Annotated in this window: 11 protein-coding genes and 2 tRNA genes; 10 read left to right on the top strand and 3 right to left on the bottom strand. The window is 36.3% G+C overall.

The features are described from left to right. Positions 1 to 61 precede the first annotated feature (61 nt). The 5 genes from FD31_RS06535 (at position 62) to FD31_RS06515 (ending at position 5,007) form a co-directional block, all read left to right on the top strand. On the top strand, positions 62 to 1,510 hold the full coding sequence (locus tag FD31_RS06535) for an amino acid permease (protein ID WP_057891964.1): 1,449 nt from the start codon (positions 62 to 64) through the stop codon (positions 1,508 to 1,510). A gap of 622 nt (positions 1,511 to 2,132) precedes the next feature. Continuing rightward, positions 2,133 to 3,422, top strand: a complete 1,290-nt coding sequence (serS, locus tag FD31_RS06530) for a serine--tRNA ligase (protein ID WP_057891963.1) — start codon at positions 2,133 to 2,135, stop codon at positions 3,420 to 3,422. Between the two features lie 64 nt (positions 3,423 to 3,486). Next, positions 3,487 to 3,559: transfer RNA gene (locus FD31_RS06525), tRNA-Asn, on the top strand. 79 nt (positions 3,560 to 3,638) lie between these two features. Continuing rightward, a tRNA-Thr gene (locus tag FD31_RS06520) sits at positions 3,639 to 3,711 on the top strand. A gap of 321 nt (positions 3,712 to 4,032) precedes the next feature. After that, positions 4,033 to 5,007, top strand: a complete 975-nt coding sequence (locus tag FD31_RS06515) for an Abi family protein (RefSeq protein WP_307724949.1) — start codon at positions 4,033 to 4,035, stop codon at positions 5,005 to 5,007. Positions 5,008 to 5,153: 146 nt separating this feature from the next. Here FD31_RS06515 and FD31_RS06510 read toward each other — a convergent pair whose 3' ends face one another. Beyond that, positions 5,154 to 6,143, bottom strand: coding sequence for a helix-turn-helix transcriptional regulator (locus FD31_RS06510; RefSeq protein ID WP_057891962.1), 990 nt, complete (start codon positions 6,141 to 6,143; stop codon positions 5,154 to 5,156). 134 nt (positions 6,144 to 6,277) lie between these two features. Beyond that, a complete protein-coding gene (locus FD31_RS06505; protein WP_057891961.1) occupies positions 6,278 to 6,820 on the bottom strand; it encodes a TetR/AcrR family transcriptional regulator in 543 nt (180 codons plus the stop codon). Positions 6,821 to 6,970: 150 nt separating this feature from the next. Between FD31_RS06505 and FD31_RS06500 the strand changes: the two genes are divergently transcribed. After that, the gene (locus tag FD31_RS06500; protein WP_057891960.1) at positions 6,971 to 7,972 is read left to right on the top strand and encodes an NADP-dependent oxidoreductase; all 1,002 of its coding nucleotides are present in this window, start codon (positions 6,971 to 6,973) and stop codon (positions 7,970 to 7,972) included. A 20-nt stretch (positions 7,973 to 7,992) separates the two neighbouring features. Further along, positions 7,993 to 8,832: an alpha/beta fold hydrolase gene (locus FD31_RS06495; protein WP_235805336.1), complete on the top strand. Its 840-nt coding sequence runs from the start codon at positions 7,993 to 7,995 to the stop codon at positions 8,830 to 8,832. Between the two features lie 196 nt (positions 8,833 to 9,028). Here FD31_RS06495 and FD31_RS06490 read toward each other — a convergent pair whose 3' ends face one another. Next, positions 9,029 to 10,852 carry an FAD-binding protein gene (locus FD31_RS06490; protein WP_057891959.1) on the bottom strand — a complete coding sequence of 608 codons (1,824 nt, stop codon included), beginning with the start codon at positions 10,850 to 10,852 and terminating at the stop codon, positions 9,029 to 9,031. 437 nt (positions 10,853 to 11,289) lie between these two features. Between FD31_RS06490 and FD31_RS06485 the strand changes: the two genes are divergently transcribed. The 3 genes from FD31_RS06485 (at position 11,290) to FD31_RS06475 (ending at position 14,230) form a co-directional block, all read left to right on the top strand. Beyond that, complete coding sequence (locus FD31_RS06485; protein WP_057891958.1) at positions 11,290 to 12,219, top strand: FAD:protein FMN transferase; 930 nt, start codon at positions 11,290 to 11,292, stop codon at positions 12,217 to 12,219. A gap of 147 nt (positions 12,220 to 12,366) precedes the next feature. Beyond that, positions 12,367 to 12,975, top strand: coding sequence for an NADPH-dependent FMN reductase (locus FD31_RS06480; protein ID WP_057891957.1), 609 nt, complete (start codon positions 12,367 to 12,369; stop codon positions 12,973 to 12,975). Between the two features lie 10 nt (positions 12,976 to 12,985). After that, the gene (locus tag FD31_RS06475) at positions 12,986 to 14,230 is read left to right on the top strand and encodes an NAD(P)H-dependent oxidoreductase (RefSeq protein WP_057891956.1); all 1,245 of its coding nucleotides are present in this window, start codon (positions 12,986 to 12,988) and stop codon (positions 14,228 to 14,230) included. The last annotated feature ends 580 nt before the right edge of the window (positions 14,231 to 14,810 follow it).

Genomic DNA, 14,810 nt, shown 5'->3' with positions numbered 1-14,810 from the left:
TATTGTCGGTAGTTCCTCTGATAATAAGGATTTTTTTTATATCCAAAAAGGGGAATTAGAGATGGAAAATAATGATGTGAATAGGTCGTTGAAGACGCGCCACTTGTCGATGATCGCACTTGGTGGGTCGATTGGAACGGGCTTGTTTGTTGCAAGTGGTTCTTCGATTTCAACAGCTGGACCAGGAGGGGCCTTGATAGCTTATGTGGCTATCGGTATTATGGTTTACTTCTTGATGACCAGTTTAGGAGAAATGGCAACATTTATGCCAGTTTCTGGGTCTTTTGCAACATATGCAACAAAATTTATTGATCCTGCATTTGGTTTTGCGTTAGGTTGGAACTATTGGTTCAATTGGGCCATTACCCTAGCGGTTGATTTATCCACAATTTCTTTAGTTGTGAAGTATTGGTTCCCAAGTTGGACGTCATGGAAAATTAGTTTGACGTTCATGGTTGTTTTATTAGTAATTAATTTTATTTCTGTTGGTTCATTTGGTGAAACTGAATATTGGTTGTCATCAATTAAAGTAACCGCCGTAATTATTTTCTTGATTTGCGGTATTTTAACTATTATGGGTATTTTAGGTGGCCATGGTTCTGTTGGCTTTTCAAACTATACTTATAAACAAGCACCTTTCGTTGGTGGGATACCTGCCATCCTAAGTGTCTTCGTTGTTGCTGGGTTCTCGTTCCAGGGAACTGAGTTGATCGGTATTACAGCCGGTGAATCAGCAACACCTGAAAAGAGTATTCCTAAGGCTATCAAACAAGTTTTCTGGAGAATTCTTTTATTCTATATTTTATCTATCGCCGTTATTGGTGCTTTGATTCCTTATACAAGTCCTAACTTGCTAGGCTCAGGCGCTGGTGATATTGCTATTAGTCCATTTACGATTGTCTTTAAGAAAGTCGGAATTCCTTTAGCTGCGGGAATTATGAACGCTGTTATTTTAACTTCCGTTATTTCAGCTGCTAACTCAGGACTTTACGCTGCTAGTCGAATGCTTTGGTCAATGAGTAAAAATGGCATGGCACCAAATGCTTTCCAAAAAACTAATGGTCGTGGTGTGCCAGTCTTTTCACTATTGCTAACAGCTTTAGTTGGTGGGATTGCCTTGTTCACAAGTTTGTATGGTGATTCGTTCTATGAATTGTTAGTTGCTGCATCTGGGTTAACTGGTTTTATTGCATGGTTAGGAATTGCTTTTTCACATTATCGTTTCAGAAAAGCCTATCTATATAAAGGTTACAGCCTTGATGATTTGAAATATAAAGCTAAGTGGTTCCCATTTGGTCCGTTGCTAGCGATTGTCTTAGGAATTATTATTATTCTTGGTCAAGATGTTCGTTCAATGGTTAACTTCAACGTTGGTCGTCTCTTGATCAGTTACAGTGGTTTAATTATTTTGTTCGTCTGCTGGATCTATTACAAGATTAGATATAAGACAAAATTTATTAAACTTGAAGATATTGACGTTAAGGAAACCAAAAATGGTGGTCACTACTAGTTGATATTTGTTAACAATTAAATTATGATAAACAAAGAATATTTAAGCTAAAAGAGTGCCTACTCACAAAACCTTTCAGAGAGACGATGGTCGGTGGAAATCGTTACGGTTTTTATTCCAGCATTCTGGTAACGGGTAATGCCGTTCGGGTTGATCCGATAAAATCTGAAAGTGCAGTGTATTTTGTTATACGCTGAAACTGGGTGGTACCGCGAATGGTCGATTCGTCCCTTTATTGGGATGATTCGGCCATTTTTTTATTGCAGAGAGCGAAGACAGGGCGGTCAGCTCCCGAGCATTTTCGTAGTCTGGTAAATTGCACGTTGGTTTTGCGGGCGATTTACCAGACTATGAAAAGCGGAAGGAGTTGCCCTGTCGTAGCTCGTTTTAGAGCCACTGCCTATATAATTGGGCTTTTGAAAACAATTGACTATATACGCACTAGGTTAACAGTTGTTTATATCTGCGGTGGCTTTAAAACGAGCTGCGGACGACAGATTCCTGAGTTTTGCTACGATTCCCAAGTTATGCACAAGAGCGGTGCATAACTCGTGAAGCTAGGCAAAGCTCAGAAATCTAAGCGTCGTCCTTCGCTCTCTAAATTTGAGGAGGAAAAATATCTATGTTAGACATGAAACTAATCAGAAAAGACCCTGATTACATCAAGAACAAACTTGCTTCACGTGGTGTTACAAGTGACGAAATCGATGAATTACTTTCATACGATGAAAAACGTCGTGAATTGCTTGTTCAAACTGAAACTTTGAAAGAAAAACGTAACAAGGTTTCTCAAGGTATTGCTACTAAGAAACGTAATAAAGAAGACGCTTCTGATGAAATCGCTGCTATGAAACAAGTTGGTGCCGATATTAAAAAAATCGATACTGAACTTGAAGAGGCAGAAGGTAAGATGAACTATATTCTTGTTCGTTTACCTAATATTCCTGATGATTCTGTTCCTGTTGGTCCTGACGACAGTACTAACGTTGAAATTAGAAAAGTCGGTGCTATTCCTAAGGAAGGCTTCAAACCTCGTCACCACTGGGATATCGGTGAAGAACTAGGTATCTTAGACTTTGAACAAGCTACTAAGGTTGCTGGTTCACGTTTTGTTTATTACATTGGTATGGGTGCTCGTCTTGAACGTGCTGTTTACAACTTTATGTTGGATCAACACCAAAAGGAAGGCTATACAGAAGTTATCCCTCCATACTTGGTTAACAACACTGCTATGTTTGGTACAAGTCAATTCCCTAAGTTTACTGAAGATGTTTATACCGTTACAGTTGACGAAAACCCATTGACTTTGATTCCTACAGCCGAAGTTCCTTTGACAAACTATTTTGCTGACAAGATTTTGGATGAAAAAGACTTGCCTAAGTATGTTACAGCTCTAACACCATGTTTCCGTTCAGAAGCTGGTTCAGCTGGTCGTGATACTCGTGGTTTGATTCGTATGCACCAATTTAACAAGGTTGAAATGGTTAAAGTTTCAAAGCCTGAAGAATCATACAACGAACTAGAAAAATTAACTGCTAATGCAGAAAATATTTTGAAGCAATTGGGACTTCCATATCACGTTATCGTGCTATCAAGTGGGGATGCTAGTTTCAGTTCAGCTAAAACATATGATCTTGAAGTTTGGATGCCTGCTCAAGACAAGTATCGTGAAGTTTCAAGTTGTTCTAACTGTCTTGATTTCCAAGCTCGTCGTGCACACATCAGATACCGTGACGAAAATGGTAAGACAAAATTGGCTCACACCTTGAATGGTTCAGGTCTTGCAGCTGGTCGTACAGTCGCTGCAATCCTTGAAAATTACCAAAACGAAGATGGTTCTGTAACTATACCAGATGTTTTAGTTCCTTACATGGGTGGCGTAACAAAAATTACTAAAGAAAATGCCAAATAGTTATTGACCTTGAGTCTATAAATTGATAAGATTTAATAGTTCTGTTAAAGAGCTGTTAAATTATTCCGGTTTAGCTCAGTTGGTAGAGCACCTGACTGTTAATCAGGTTGTCGTCAGTTCGAGTCTGACAACCGGAGTTATAAATACTTAGGATTTACCTAGGTGTCGAATAGATTACATCTAGTTCATTGAATTAGATGTGATCTATTTTTTTAAGCCGTGTTAGCTCAGTTGGTAGAGCATCGGTATCGTAAACCGGCGGTCACAGGTTCGACTCCTGCACACGGCATTCTTGATAACGAATAATATGATACAAACTCCCAAGAGAAACGCTTAGCGTTTCTCTTTTTTTTTACGAACGTTAACGGATTGCTATATGTACTAAATTTGTGATTGTATTCGGTTAAAATTTGTAAGAATCTATGCTTTTAATATGAATATAGAATATAATAATACTTAAGAAAGAACGTACGTTCTTAATTGGAGATGGAATTATAATTATTGACATATGATTGATTCAAAGTATAATGAAGGCATAGATGAGTGATAGTATCCCTACGGGGACTATTGCGGAAGAGTCCCTTCATTATTAATTAATGGAGGGATTTTTTTGTACAATCGAAAAGAATTTAAAATGATTGAAGACCAAATAAAAATTTTAGAAAGTAGGGGAATGATTATACCTGATCATGCTAAATGTGGTCAGTATTTGTTAACGAATAATTATTACAATATCATTAATGGCTACAGCACGTATTTTCAAATGGATAATTCAACTAATGAAGATGAATACATAGAGGGAACCTATTTTGATGAAGTATGCCATCTTTATGCATTTGACAATGAGGTTAAACAAACAATGTTTAAAGCAATTTTAAATGTAGAACATCATCTAAAGTCTATTTTTGCATATAGATTTGCTGAGGCTAACCCAGATAAACGTTATTCGTATTTAGACATTAATTGTTATTCTGATTCGGAAACCTTAAATGTAGGGTACATTATATCTAGACTATCCAGAATAATAAATCAACAAAAGAAGTATTCTGATAGTTCTATAAATCACTATGTAAGACATTATAATGATGTTCCTATATGGGTAATTATTGATTATTTAGATTTCGGAGAATTATCTACAATGATTAAATGTGTTCCAGAAAGTTTACAAAATAAAATTGCAAAAGATCTAGTTAGTTTTATTAAAGATAATTTACCTGAGTTTAATGATTCATTTACCGCAAGTATAATGATTTCGTTTATTAATAATATACGTGAGACTAGAAATATTTGTGCCCATAATAACAGACTGTTAGATTTTAAATGTCGTGCTGATTCAATGTATTTTCCTTCATTGCATGAGAAGTATGGAATAAGCTCAGATAGTTTTAGGAAAAGAACTTTTTCAACATTTATAAGTATGCAATGTTTTCTAAGTCATACTGAATTTGCTGTATTAAATAATACTTTGAGAAAGAGATTCAAGCATCTTTCGAATCAACTTAATTCCATTGAAATCAATGATGTTTCATGTTTATTAGGATTTCCAGATAATTGGCAGAAGCAAGTAACTATTCCACAACCCTAAATTAATAATTATTAAAAATAGATTGTAATTAAGTAGTGAAATAGTAACAAATAAGATGTATTTCCTGCTAAAATTTTATCAATCAGTTTAATTATTTTATTATTTTTGAAAGACAAAAAGAAGTGGCTGATAACAGTCACTTCTTTTTAGTGGATTTGATAACTATTCAATGTCTCTTGCAATTCGTCTTTAACAGCAGTAATCAACGATTGGGGAGCTTTTACGGTAACTTTATTACCTTGTCCATGAACCCACATTTTTGCTCCATTGAAGAACATTTGACCGTAAATAATCACTCCACCATCAGCTGTTTTAATAATCTCACCTTCAGCGTCTTTTTTGACCTTGGAATTAGGCAATTGATCAAGTGCAGCGGGATAGTAGCCACGATAAATAAATTCATAGGAAATAATATTACCACTATTTAATAAATATGACTTGTTACGAATGGATGCTTCGTCAGTTCGTTTATCATCGGGAATTTCGAGTTGTTTACGAGGCATAACTTTAATTTTTTCGAATCGATCGAGACGATATACGTAAGTAATACCATTGCCTTTTTCATCATCAGAATTTTCGCGATAAATAATGACGTAGAAATAATAGTTGGCAAAATATAGACTGATGGGAACACCAACATTTTCCTTGTAAGAATGTCCCTTGGGATTGCTGTCGTGATAATTAAATTTGATAGGACGATGTTGTTTAATGGCCTGATTTAACTTCTGGATGCGGTCAATTAGATTGTTGTCATGGTTGACTGGCAGATAACTGCCACCTTTTAGTGCTGATAACATATCGGTCATGTCCTTTTGATTTTTCGTCGCAACGAGGGAAGTTAGGCTTTGACCAATAGCAGCCATTTCTGCTTTTCCAAAAGCTCGTGTGCCCAGTAAAACTTTCATAATGGCGAAAGCTTGCTCGAATGGTAAAACATCACCTTGTAACAAGTAGTAATCGTCGGTTTTGAGATCATGACGAAAAGAATCTTTGGGAACTACCCGATGAATTATCGTCATATCACGTTTTATTGTGCGTTTAGATTTTTTATATTCATTGGCGGCTTCATCTAAATTAATATGAGTGCCGTTTAACATTTTGTAAAATATTTGTGCAACACGTGCTGGACTATCCATCTGATCACTGCCTTTCGATTTATGACACAAGTTTAGCATTAGTGTGCGACATAATATGGCATAAATGGGAGACGGTTAAAATAATAGTTTAAATATTTAACAATCATAGATGGTTTCTAAAAACGCTTCAGTTTTTAGAGGCCTTTTTTTATTAGATTCCAAAGCATTTCGAAACGTTCATCATATTTCTCGTCATTCCAAGTTTCCTTAAAGTTGGGCAATGTGAAAATTGAAAAGGCAGCTAAAATTATTTCGGCTTTTTCATAGTCATCAGCAGGGTAATCCATAATTTCATTTATTTGTTGATAAGCACCAATAAGCACTTTATGCAAAGCGGCCGGATTATTGTCGATGTATTCAGTGTTCAGATTAAACATTTGTGGATTCGTATTGAAAGTCTTTTTCTTAGCATTGACAAAGTCCCATAACCACTCATGAAGCTGTTCCTCGGATGATGTGCCGTTTGAAACGTGAATTTGTTTGATGATTTCACGATTGAACCAAGTTGTAGCTACTGCTACCCAAAGGGCTTGTTTATTACGGAAATGTTTGTATAAAGCAGCATGTGAGAGTCCTAATTCAGCCGCAATTTGATCTAACGTAACGTCAGAGTTGCCAGTCTGCATAATTAATTTTTCAGCCGTTGTAATGATTTTATCTCTAGTTTTTTGAGCCATATTTGAAAGTAATCCCTTTTTATATAATTTAATTTATTTTAACACAAAATCATCATAAGTAACTTTATTTGACTTTTGTAACCTTAAAAGCTAATATGGTTACAAAATAAAGATAAAGTTACTTATTGAGATTAAGAGGAGACTTTCTAAATGCAAGCAGCTCAATTAATGAAATATGATAAAAATTTTAAATTGATCGTCAAAGATATTCCTGTTCCTGTACCAAATGACAATGAAGTATTGGTTAAAGTTAAAGCTGCAGCTGTCAATCCTTTGGACACACTGATTGGAACTGGTTTTGTTAAATTGATGGCAAATTACAACTTACCTTTAACAATGGGCAATGAATTATCAGGAGTAATTGAGTCTGTTGGTAGGAATGTAAAGAATTTTAAAATTGGCGATGCGGTATATTCCCGACTACCACTAACAAAAATTGGCGCATTTGCTGAATATGTTGCGATTGATTATCGAGATATTTATTTTATACCCAAGAATTTAGATTTTGACCACAGTGCAGCCGTTCCTTTGACTGGTTTAACGGCTTTGCAAGGCTTGACTGAAGAGCTACAAGTGCAATCAGGCAAAAGTATCATGATACCTGGTGGATCTGGTTCATTTGGACAAATGGCCATTCCGATTGCTAAAGAGCTTGGATTGAAAGTTATGGTCAGTGGGAATGCTCGTTCGAAACAATCAGCTTTAGATATGGGTGTTGACCAATATTTTGATTATCGTAAAGAAAATTATTGGGAACATTTAAGCGATATTGATTATGTTATTGATACCATCGGAAAAAAAGAATTAGATCATGAATTAAAAATTATGAAGCCGAACGGAAGGATCCTTTCACTAATAATGGGTCCTAACCGTAAATTTGCCCAAGACCACAATTTCTCTTTCTTAAAAACAACTTTATTTACAATTGCTGGGCTAAATCTGGATAGTAAAGCCAAAAAAGCTGGCGTTGATTATCGATTTATTTTTGTTCGAAGTGATGGGAAACAATTGCAAAAAATTACTCAAATTGTTGAAGCTAATCAAATTGAACCAGCTATTGATCCAACTGAATTTAAACTATCAGATATTAATGAAGCAATAAATTACGCACAAACTGGTCACCCTAAAGGAAAAGTTCTTATTAAATTTTAACTACTAATGGAGAATACTCAATGACAGAAATGCATTATATTAAAGCAGAAAACAAACGAATTTTAGCTTCTAACAGTGTGGAATATGTGTATCGGGAATTAGGCGAAAAGAATGGTGTGCCAATTATCGCTTTGAATCATTTATCAGCTAATTTGGATAATTGGGATCCGGTTATTATTGATGGCTTGGCGAAGGATCACTGGATCATTACTTTTGATTATCAGGGTGTTGGTGGTTCAACAGGGAATGTCCCAGATACTATTCAAGGGATGGCTGAAGATACGGTTAATTTTATTAATGCCTTAGGTTTTTCGCGGGTGAACATATTAGGCTTTTCAATGGGTGGCATGGTTGCACAAGAATTAATGGAACAAAAGCCAGCTCTTGTGGAAAAGGCAATTTTAGCTGGAACAGGTCCACGAGGTGGTCAAGGAATTTCCGACATAATTAAGATATCTGATTTTGAATTGTTAAGAGCAATTGCAAACTTTAAAGATGTAAAAACTTATTTGTTTTTCACCAGAACATCTAATGGTAAAAATAGTGCGAGTGCCTTCATTTCACGCTTGAAGATTCGTAAAGATAATCGTGATAAAACGATAAATTGGTTTGCATATCGCAAACAATTACATGCGATTAAACGTTGGGGTGAAGATTCGAAGGCTGATTTATCAAAAATTAAACAACCAATTCTAGTAGTCAATGGAGACCACGATATCATGGTTCCAACTACACCTAATACTTATGATTTGCATGAAAGATTAACCAATAGTGAGTTAATTATTTACAAAGATTCTGGTCACGGAAGTATTGCTCAAAATAATGTTGCATTTGTTAAAAGTGCTAATCTTTTTTATTAAAATTTTGTCAGCGTCAACATTTCTTGCACCCAGAGGCTAGTATATTAGTTATCTTTAGTGTTACATAGCTAAGGTCTCAATCGTTTGAAATCTAATTATAATAAAATCAAAAATAGGAGTAGATAAATTTCCATGAAATTTATCTACTCCTATTTTTTAATCGGTTTTATAACTAAATTTATTCACTAGTATTTTTTTATTTGATTTGAGCTAATGCATTTGAAACAGCTTCCTTAATGGCTTTACTTGAGGCTGAGGCACCAGAAACAGTATCGACATCGACAGAGTTTTTAGCGACGATTTCTTGAGGTAATTCTTTGACTGCCTTTAGTCCATAATCGTCTGATTCACTTTGTTTAAGTATTTCGATATTTTGAATATTATCTTTATCAGGTGCAGTGACACGGACAACAATTTCGTTACCCATACCAGCCGTTGATTTGCCGATATATTGGTTGGCTTTAGTTTCAAAATGTTCTTCTGCAATATCTGAGCCTAAACCTTCTTCATGAACGCTGGCTGATGTTTGAGTATCAACAGTGGAATCAGGTTTAATTTCGGATTTGACACTAGCGGCATTTTCACCAGCAATTTTACCAAAAATCAAATTTTCAGCGAGGTTGCTACCACCGTTATATTGACGTCCCATTAGACTGCCTAGTTCACCGGCTGCGTAAAGGTGAGGGATGACGTTATTGTCGTTATCAACAACTTCAGCTTGAGAATTGTGAACGGGTCCACCTTGGGTATTTAAGAGTCCTTGAACCATGGCTAAAGCATAATATGGTCCGTCGTCAAAGGCTGTTAACGTATCGGCTGCACGGTTGAATGCATAGTCACGTTTAACTTCAGCAAAATGATTGAAATCTTTGATTGTATTACGTAGTTTATTAACGTCGACATCCATTACTTGAGCTAAACTTTCCAGATTGTCAGCTTTAACAACCGAGTCCAAGAATTCAGGATAAGGAGCGTTTTTATCGTTAGCTAGTTCGTCATATTTCTTTTGGTCAAAGACAACATATGGATGGCGTTGTGCTTGGAGAATCCGCCAGTTACCATGATCTTGAATGTGACCATGACGGTGGATTTCATTTTCGTCGAAGTAACGTGTGCCATCATCACCGACAACAATTAAGCTGCCTTGGTGGAAAGCAGGCCAATCAAATGGTAAGAATTGTGAACGTTGACCCTTAGCAGGCTTTGGTGTTAGTCCGTGGAAAATACCATAGGCTTCATAGTTACTCATATTGTATAGTTGTGCACCGACTTCGCTAGCCATTTTGATACCAATACCTTGGTTATATAAGGAACCGATAGGATTCAAACTTGTTTCGCCAAGATAGTTTTCGACCATTTTTGGATTATTTTCAAAACCACCGGTAGCCATGATCACACCATTGTTTGCACGAACGTTCAGTAATTTATCGTTACGCTTGATTTGAACTCCAATAATTGCCTTAGTAGCAGGATTTTGAATCAAGTGTTCAGCTGGTGTTTGATAAAGGACGTCGATTTTATCGGCTCGTTTGAGAACTTGTTGACGCAAGTTTTTCCACAGAGCAGAATCGGCCACACCTTCATGCATTGCAACTAAGTCGTGAGTTGCTTGACCACGAAATTCGGGATATTCATGCGCCATAAAGTGTAAAGCTTTGGAAACTGGTGAATCAGGATGTTGTGCCATGATGAATGGTTTTACACCGAGATACTTTTCCAAATAGTTAGGAATGTTGTATAGTCCTTGAACGTAAGTCTCCATCAAATCTTTATCATATGACAAAGGAAAAGCTAGATCTTGATAATATTTACGCAAATCGTCGAGATTACTGCCGGAAGAAATAACTTGGCCAGCATAACGAGTATTGCCGCCTTCATGACCTTCAGGAGCTGAATCTGTGATTAAAACTTTGGCACCGTTGTCTGCCGCAAATCGAGCTGCAGTTGCACCAGCACCACCGAAACCTAGAACAATAACATCATAAGTTGCGTTCCATTGTAAATTTGAATCCTCAAACATTTTCGTTCACTCCATTTCCTTTAAGAGTTAACGAGGTGGGCCGTCTCCGGAACGGATAAATATTTTACTGGCTGTGCGGACCGGCCTGAGCCAAGGTCTCAGACCTCGGTTTTGAACTTCGCAAGGTTCGCGAATTTCAAAACACGCCCGGTGGTGTAAGAGCTAAAGCTCTAACGCCACTTTCACTGCCAGTAAATATTTATCCGTTCCTCCGACTAAGTTATTCTTTGATTTGATTAGCCTATATTTTTGGTTCCTGAAAGAGGCGGATATCAAAAAAATAATAATTAACCAGCACATCTCGTTAATGTTAGGATTAATATAACGCTATTTATAAATATTGTGAACAAGTTCATTTTGTCGAAATCGACATAAAAGACTATGATAGAAACATTCAGACAAATTAAATATTTTTTGAAATAAGTTGAGGAATTGATATGAGCTTAATTAATAAAAGTTATTATGCTTTGGGAACGGCTATTAATTTATCGGTGGCAGCTCCCGCTAGTGAGGCCGATTTAGATGCAGGTTATGCATTGATTCAACATTTTGAAGATAAATTGACAGTTAATCGTAATGAATCAGAAGTGATGTCAATTAATCACAATGCTGGTATCAAGGCGATAGCTGTCCCGGAAGATACATATGGTTTGATTAAACGAGCTGTTTTGGTTAGTCGTCAGCATTTAGGATTTAATGTTGCCATCGGTCCGTTAGTTAAGCTGTGGAAAATTGGATTCAAAGGTGCTAACAAACCTAGTGATACTGATATTGAGCAACGTTTGAAATTAATTGATCCCGAACGAATCCAATTGGATGATGAAAAACAAACTGTTTTTTTGGAAGAAAAAGGGATGGAGATTGATTTAGGCGGTATTGCTAAAGGCTATATTGCTGACGAAATCAAACAGCTTTGGCTCAAACGTGGTGTCGAAACCGGAATTATTGATCTTGGAGGCAATGTTTTATTAGTTGGACCAAGTCAACATGCTGATAAACAATGGAATGTTGGTGTACAAAATCCGCTTAAACCAAGGTCGGTGTCTTTAGGAGCAATTCATACAACTGCTAAATCGATTGGTACTTCTGGAATTTATGAACGTAGATTAGTAATTGATGGTCATGAATATCATCATATGTTTGATTCAAAAACTGGCTATCCAATCAAAAACAATCTTGAGAGTGTCACTGTTGTTAGTGACAAATCCATTGACGGTGAGGTCTGGTCGACAATTGGCTTTTATCAAGGAATCGAAAAAGGCAAGGCTTTGATTGAAGCACAGCCAGGAATTGAAGCAGTGTTTGTAACTAAGGATTTAGAGGCGATTGTTACTAGTGGTTTAAAAGATAAATTTAGTTTGATGTAACGCAATTTGTTGCTCTTGGAAGCGTAATATTTAGAAACAGATATAATTATTTTATATAGAAAACGATTACATTAATATATTGCTTTATTTAGTGAAACATTTTACAATTATCGTAACAACACAAATATAAATGGGATGATTAATGATATGAAAAAATTTATCGCTATTGTTGGATCAAATTCAAATAAATCAACTAATCGCGAATTGTTGAAATACATGCAACGACGTTTTCAAGATCAAGCCGAGATTGAACTAGTTGAGATCAAAGGTTTGCCTATTTTTAAAAAGAGTCTCGATCAATTTGTTCCTAAGCAAGCTTTAGAGATTGCTAAGAAAATTGAAAATTCTGATGGAGTAATTATTGCGACACCCGAATATGACCATTCAATTCCTGCTGCTTTATCAAGTACCTTAGCTTGGTTGTCGTATGGAATTCATCCTTTTGTTGACAAGCCAGTGATGATCACAGGTGCATCTTACGGATCACTTGGTTCATCACGAGCTCAGTCACAGTTGCGACAAATCCTAGATTCACCTGAACTCAAGGCTCTGATTATGCCTAGTTCAGAGTTTCTCTTAGGGCATTCGTTACAAGCTTTTGACGATAATGGGAATTTAACTAATGCGGCTGAAACTAAACAATTAGATGGTTTATTTAAAGACTTTTTACAATTTGTTGAAATCTCAGAACAGTTGAATCACGCTCATGCTATTAACAAGCAAAAAGCTGAACAATTTTCATGGGATAAAGGTTAGGGGGGATAGTATGAAATTAGTTGGTATTGCAGGTTCGATTGCTGATCAATCGTATAATCGAACACTTTTAAATTTCATTGCAAAACACTTTGCTGACATGGTTGATGTGGAAGTATTAAATATTAACGATGTGCCAATGTTTTGCCAAGATGATGATCAAACTGACAGTCCAGTGATTCAGGATTTATGTCAAAAAATTCAAGCCGCTGATGGAGTAATTATTGCGACACCTGAGCATAATCACACGGTACCGGCTGCTTTAAAGAACGTGATTGAATGGCTTTCTTACGAAGTTCATCCATTTGACGCTAAGCCAGTAATGATTGTTGGGGCTTCTTATCATACTCAAGGTTCGTCACGGGCCCAGCTTCATTTGCGACAGATTTTAGAAGCTCCAGGAGTTAATGCAATTGTTTTGCCAGGCAATGAATTTCTTTTAGGCGATGTTAAGAGTGCCTTTTATGATAATGGCGATTTAAAGGATCAAGGAACGATTGATTTTCTACAGTCAACGATTCAAAAATTTATTAAATTTGCTGAGGTGATTAATATGATTGGACAAACAAATGGTTACGAAGATGAAGATTTAAGCGCAAAAAAAGGCACTGACACAACGATTGAGGGTGTAGATATGAATGCTGACAACTGGTTAGATAAGGCTTCTGAAAAAGTTAATGCGGCCGAGGGTAATGATTATGTCAAACTTGATAGTGGTTTATTGACAGTTAACCAATTGAACTATTTCTTGAAGACAATTCCGATTGAATTAACATACGTTGATGAAAATAATCAATTTATTTATTACAACCGTTTCCTACCAACCGAAGACATGTTAGCTAAACGGACACCTGCACAAGTTGGCGATAGTTTAGATACAGTTCATCCTGAAATTAGTCATGTTATCAATCATGTTAAACAAGTAATTAATACTTTAAGAAGTGGCAAGACTGATCTTGTTTCAATGGCCGTGCCTGGTAGTGACGAGAAACATCATGTTATGCACTATTACAAGGCAATGCACGATGAAGAAGGCAACTATAAAGGTGTTAACGAATGGGCCGTTGATATTAAGCCAATCGTTGACCAATATTTAAAAGCCACGGGTCAAAAGTTAGTTAAAGATCCTGATGCTAAATTAGATGCTAATTCCGGTGCCTCAGAAAAGCCAACAGTTGACGCAACATCGGGTGCATCTGAAGAGCCTGCTAAGCCTGAAGTAAAAATTGATGCAAATAGTGGTGCTTCTGAACATTAGAAGAGTGTGACAAAATATATTCAGATTTCGAGCATTAAAACAAACAGGCTAGTAATCCAAAAAATAGATTACTAGCCTGTTTTGTCTATTCATTCGAATAAATATTGAGAAAATGAGAAAAAAAAACAGCCTGTCTGAGGGGGACGTGGCTGTTTTTTTACTACAATATGTGTAGCGGCATTACCAGTAGTGTCGGGGATAAGATATGAATGCTTGTGGGTTTCCATGTTTGTCAAATAGAGAGGGATTTATTAATTAGTAAAAGCATTCAAAGTAAATTATTGTAATGGGATACGCATTTGAGGGTGGGAAACGAAATTGATTGAGGGGGGCAATCTCGTTTCGGAATGCGATTAAAACTTCTGGCAACGATATGAGGATGTATCGCAACCTTCATTAAGAGTTAAAAAGGAAGGAATGGCATTTTCATATCTGTACCCCTTTCACAAGTAATAATATAGCATATATGTTTAAACATGTAGTTTCATAATTGAAAAAATATTCTTTATAAAAATGACACGCTTTTTTGGGGGCCGCCGGAGGTGGCAAGAAATATCAGGCTGCTGTGGGGACCGACGAA

Source organism: Companilactobacillus nantensis DSM 16982 (assembly GCF_001435815.1).
Lineage (GTDB): Bacteria > Bacillota > Bacilli > Lactobacillales > Lactobacillaceae > Companilactobacillus > Companilactobacillus nantensis.
Note: the sequence above shows the minus strand (reverse complement) of the source record. Positions and strands in the feature narration are given on the sequence as shown.

What these genes read in the sequence shown, in the direction of transcription:
- FD31_RS06505 (WP_057891961.1), bottom strand. Translation starts at nt 6,820, where the DNA reads ATGGCTCAAAAAACTAGAGATAAAATCATTACAACGGCTGAAAAATTA.
- FD31_RS06475 (WP_057891956.1), top strand. Translation starts at nt 12,986, where the DNA reads ATGAAATTAGTTGGTATTGCAGGTTCGATTGCTGATCAATCGTATAAT.
- FD31_RS06500 (WP_057891960.1), top strand. Translation starts at nt 6,971, where the DNA reads ATGCAAGCAGCTCAATTAATGAAATATGATAAAAATTTTAAATTGATC.
- FD31_RS06480 (WP_057891957.1), top strand. Translation starts at nt 12,367, where the DNA reads ATGAAAAAATTTATCGCTATTGTTGGATCAAATTCAAATAAATCAACT.
- serS (WP_057891963.1), top strand. Translation starts at nt 2,133, where the DNA reads ATGTTAGACATGAAACTAATCAGAAAAGACCCTGATTACATCAAGAAC.
- FD31_RS06485 (WP_057891958.1), top strand. Translation starts at nt 11,290, where the DNA reads ATGAGCTTAATTAATAAAAGTTATTATGCTTTGGGAACGGCTATTAAT.
- FD31_RS06535 (WP_057891964.1), top strand. Translation starts at nt 62, where the DNA reads ATGGAAAATAATGATGTGAATAGGTCGTTGAAGACGCGCCACTTGTCG.
- FD31_RS06510 (WP_057891962.1), bottom strand. Translation starts at nt 6,143, where the DNA reads ATGGATAGTCCAGCACGTGTTGCACAAATATTTTACAAAATGTTAAAC.
- FD31_RS06490 (WP_057891959.1), bottom strand. Translation starts at nt 10,852, where the DNA reads ATGTTTGAGGATTCAAATTTACAATGGAACGCAACTTATGATGTTATT.
- FD31_RS06495 (WP_235805336.1), top strand. Translation starts at nt 7,993, where the DNA reads ATGACAGAAATGCATTATATTAAAGCAGAAAACAAACGAATTTTAGCT.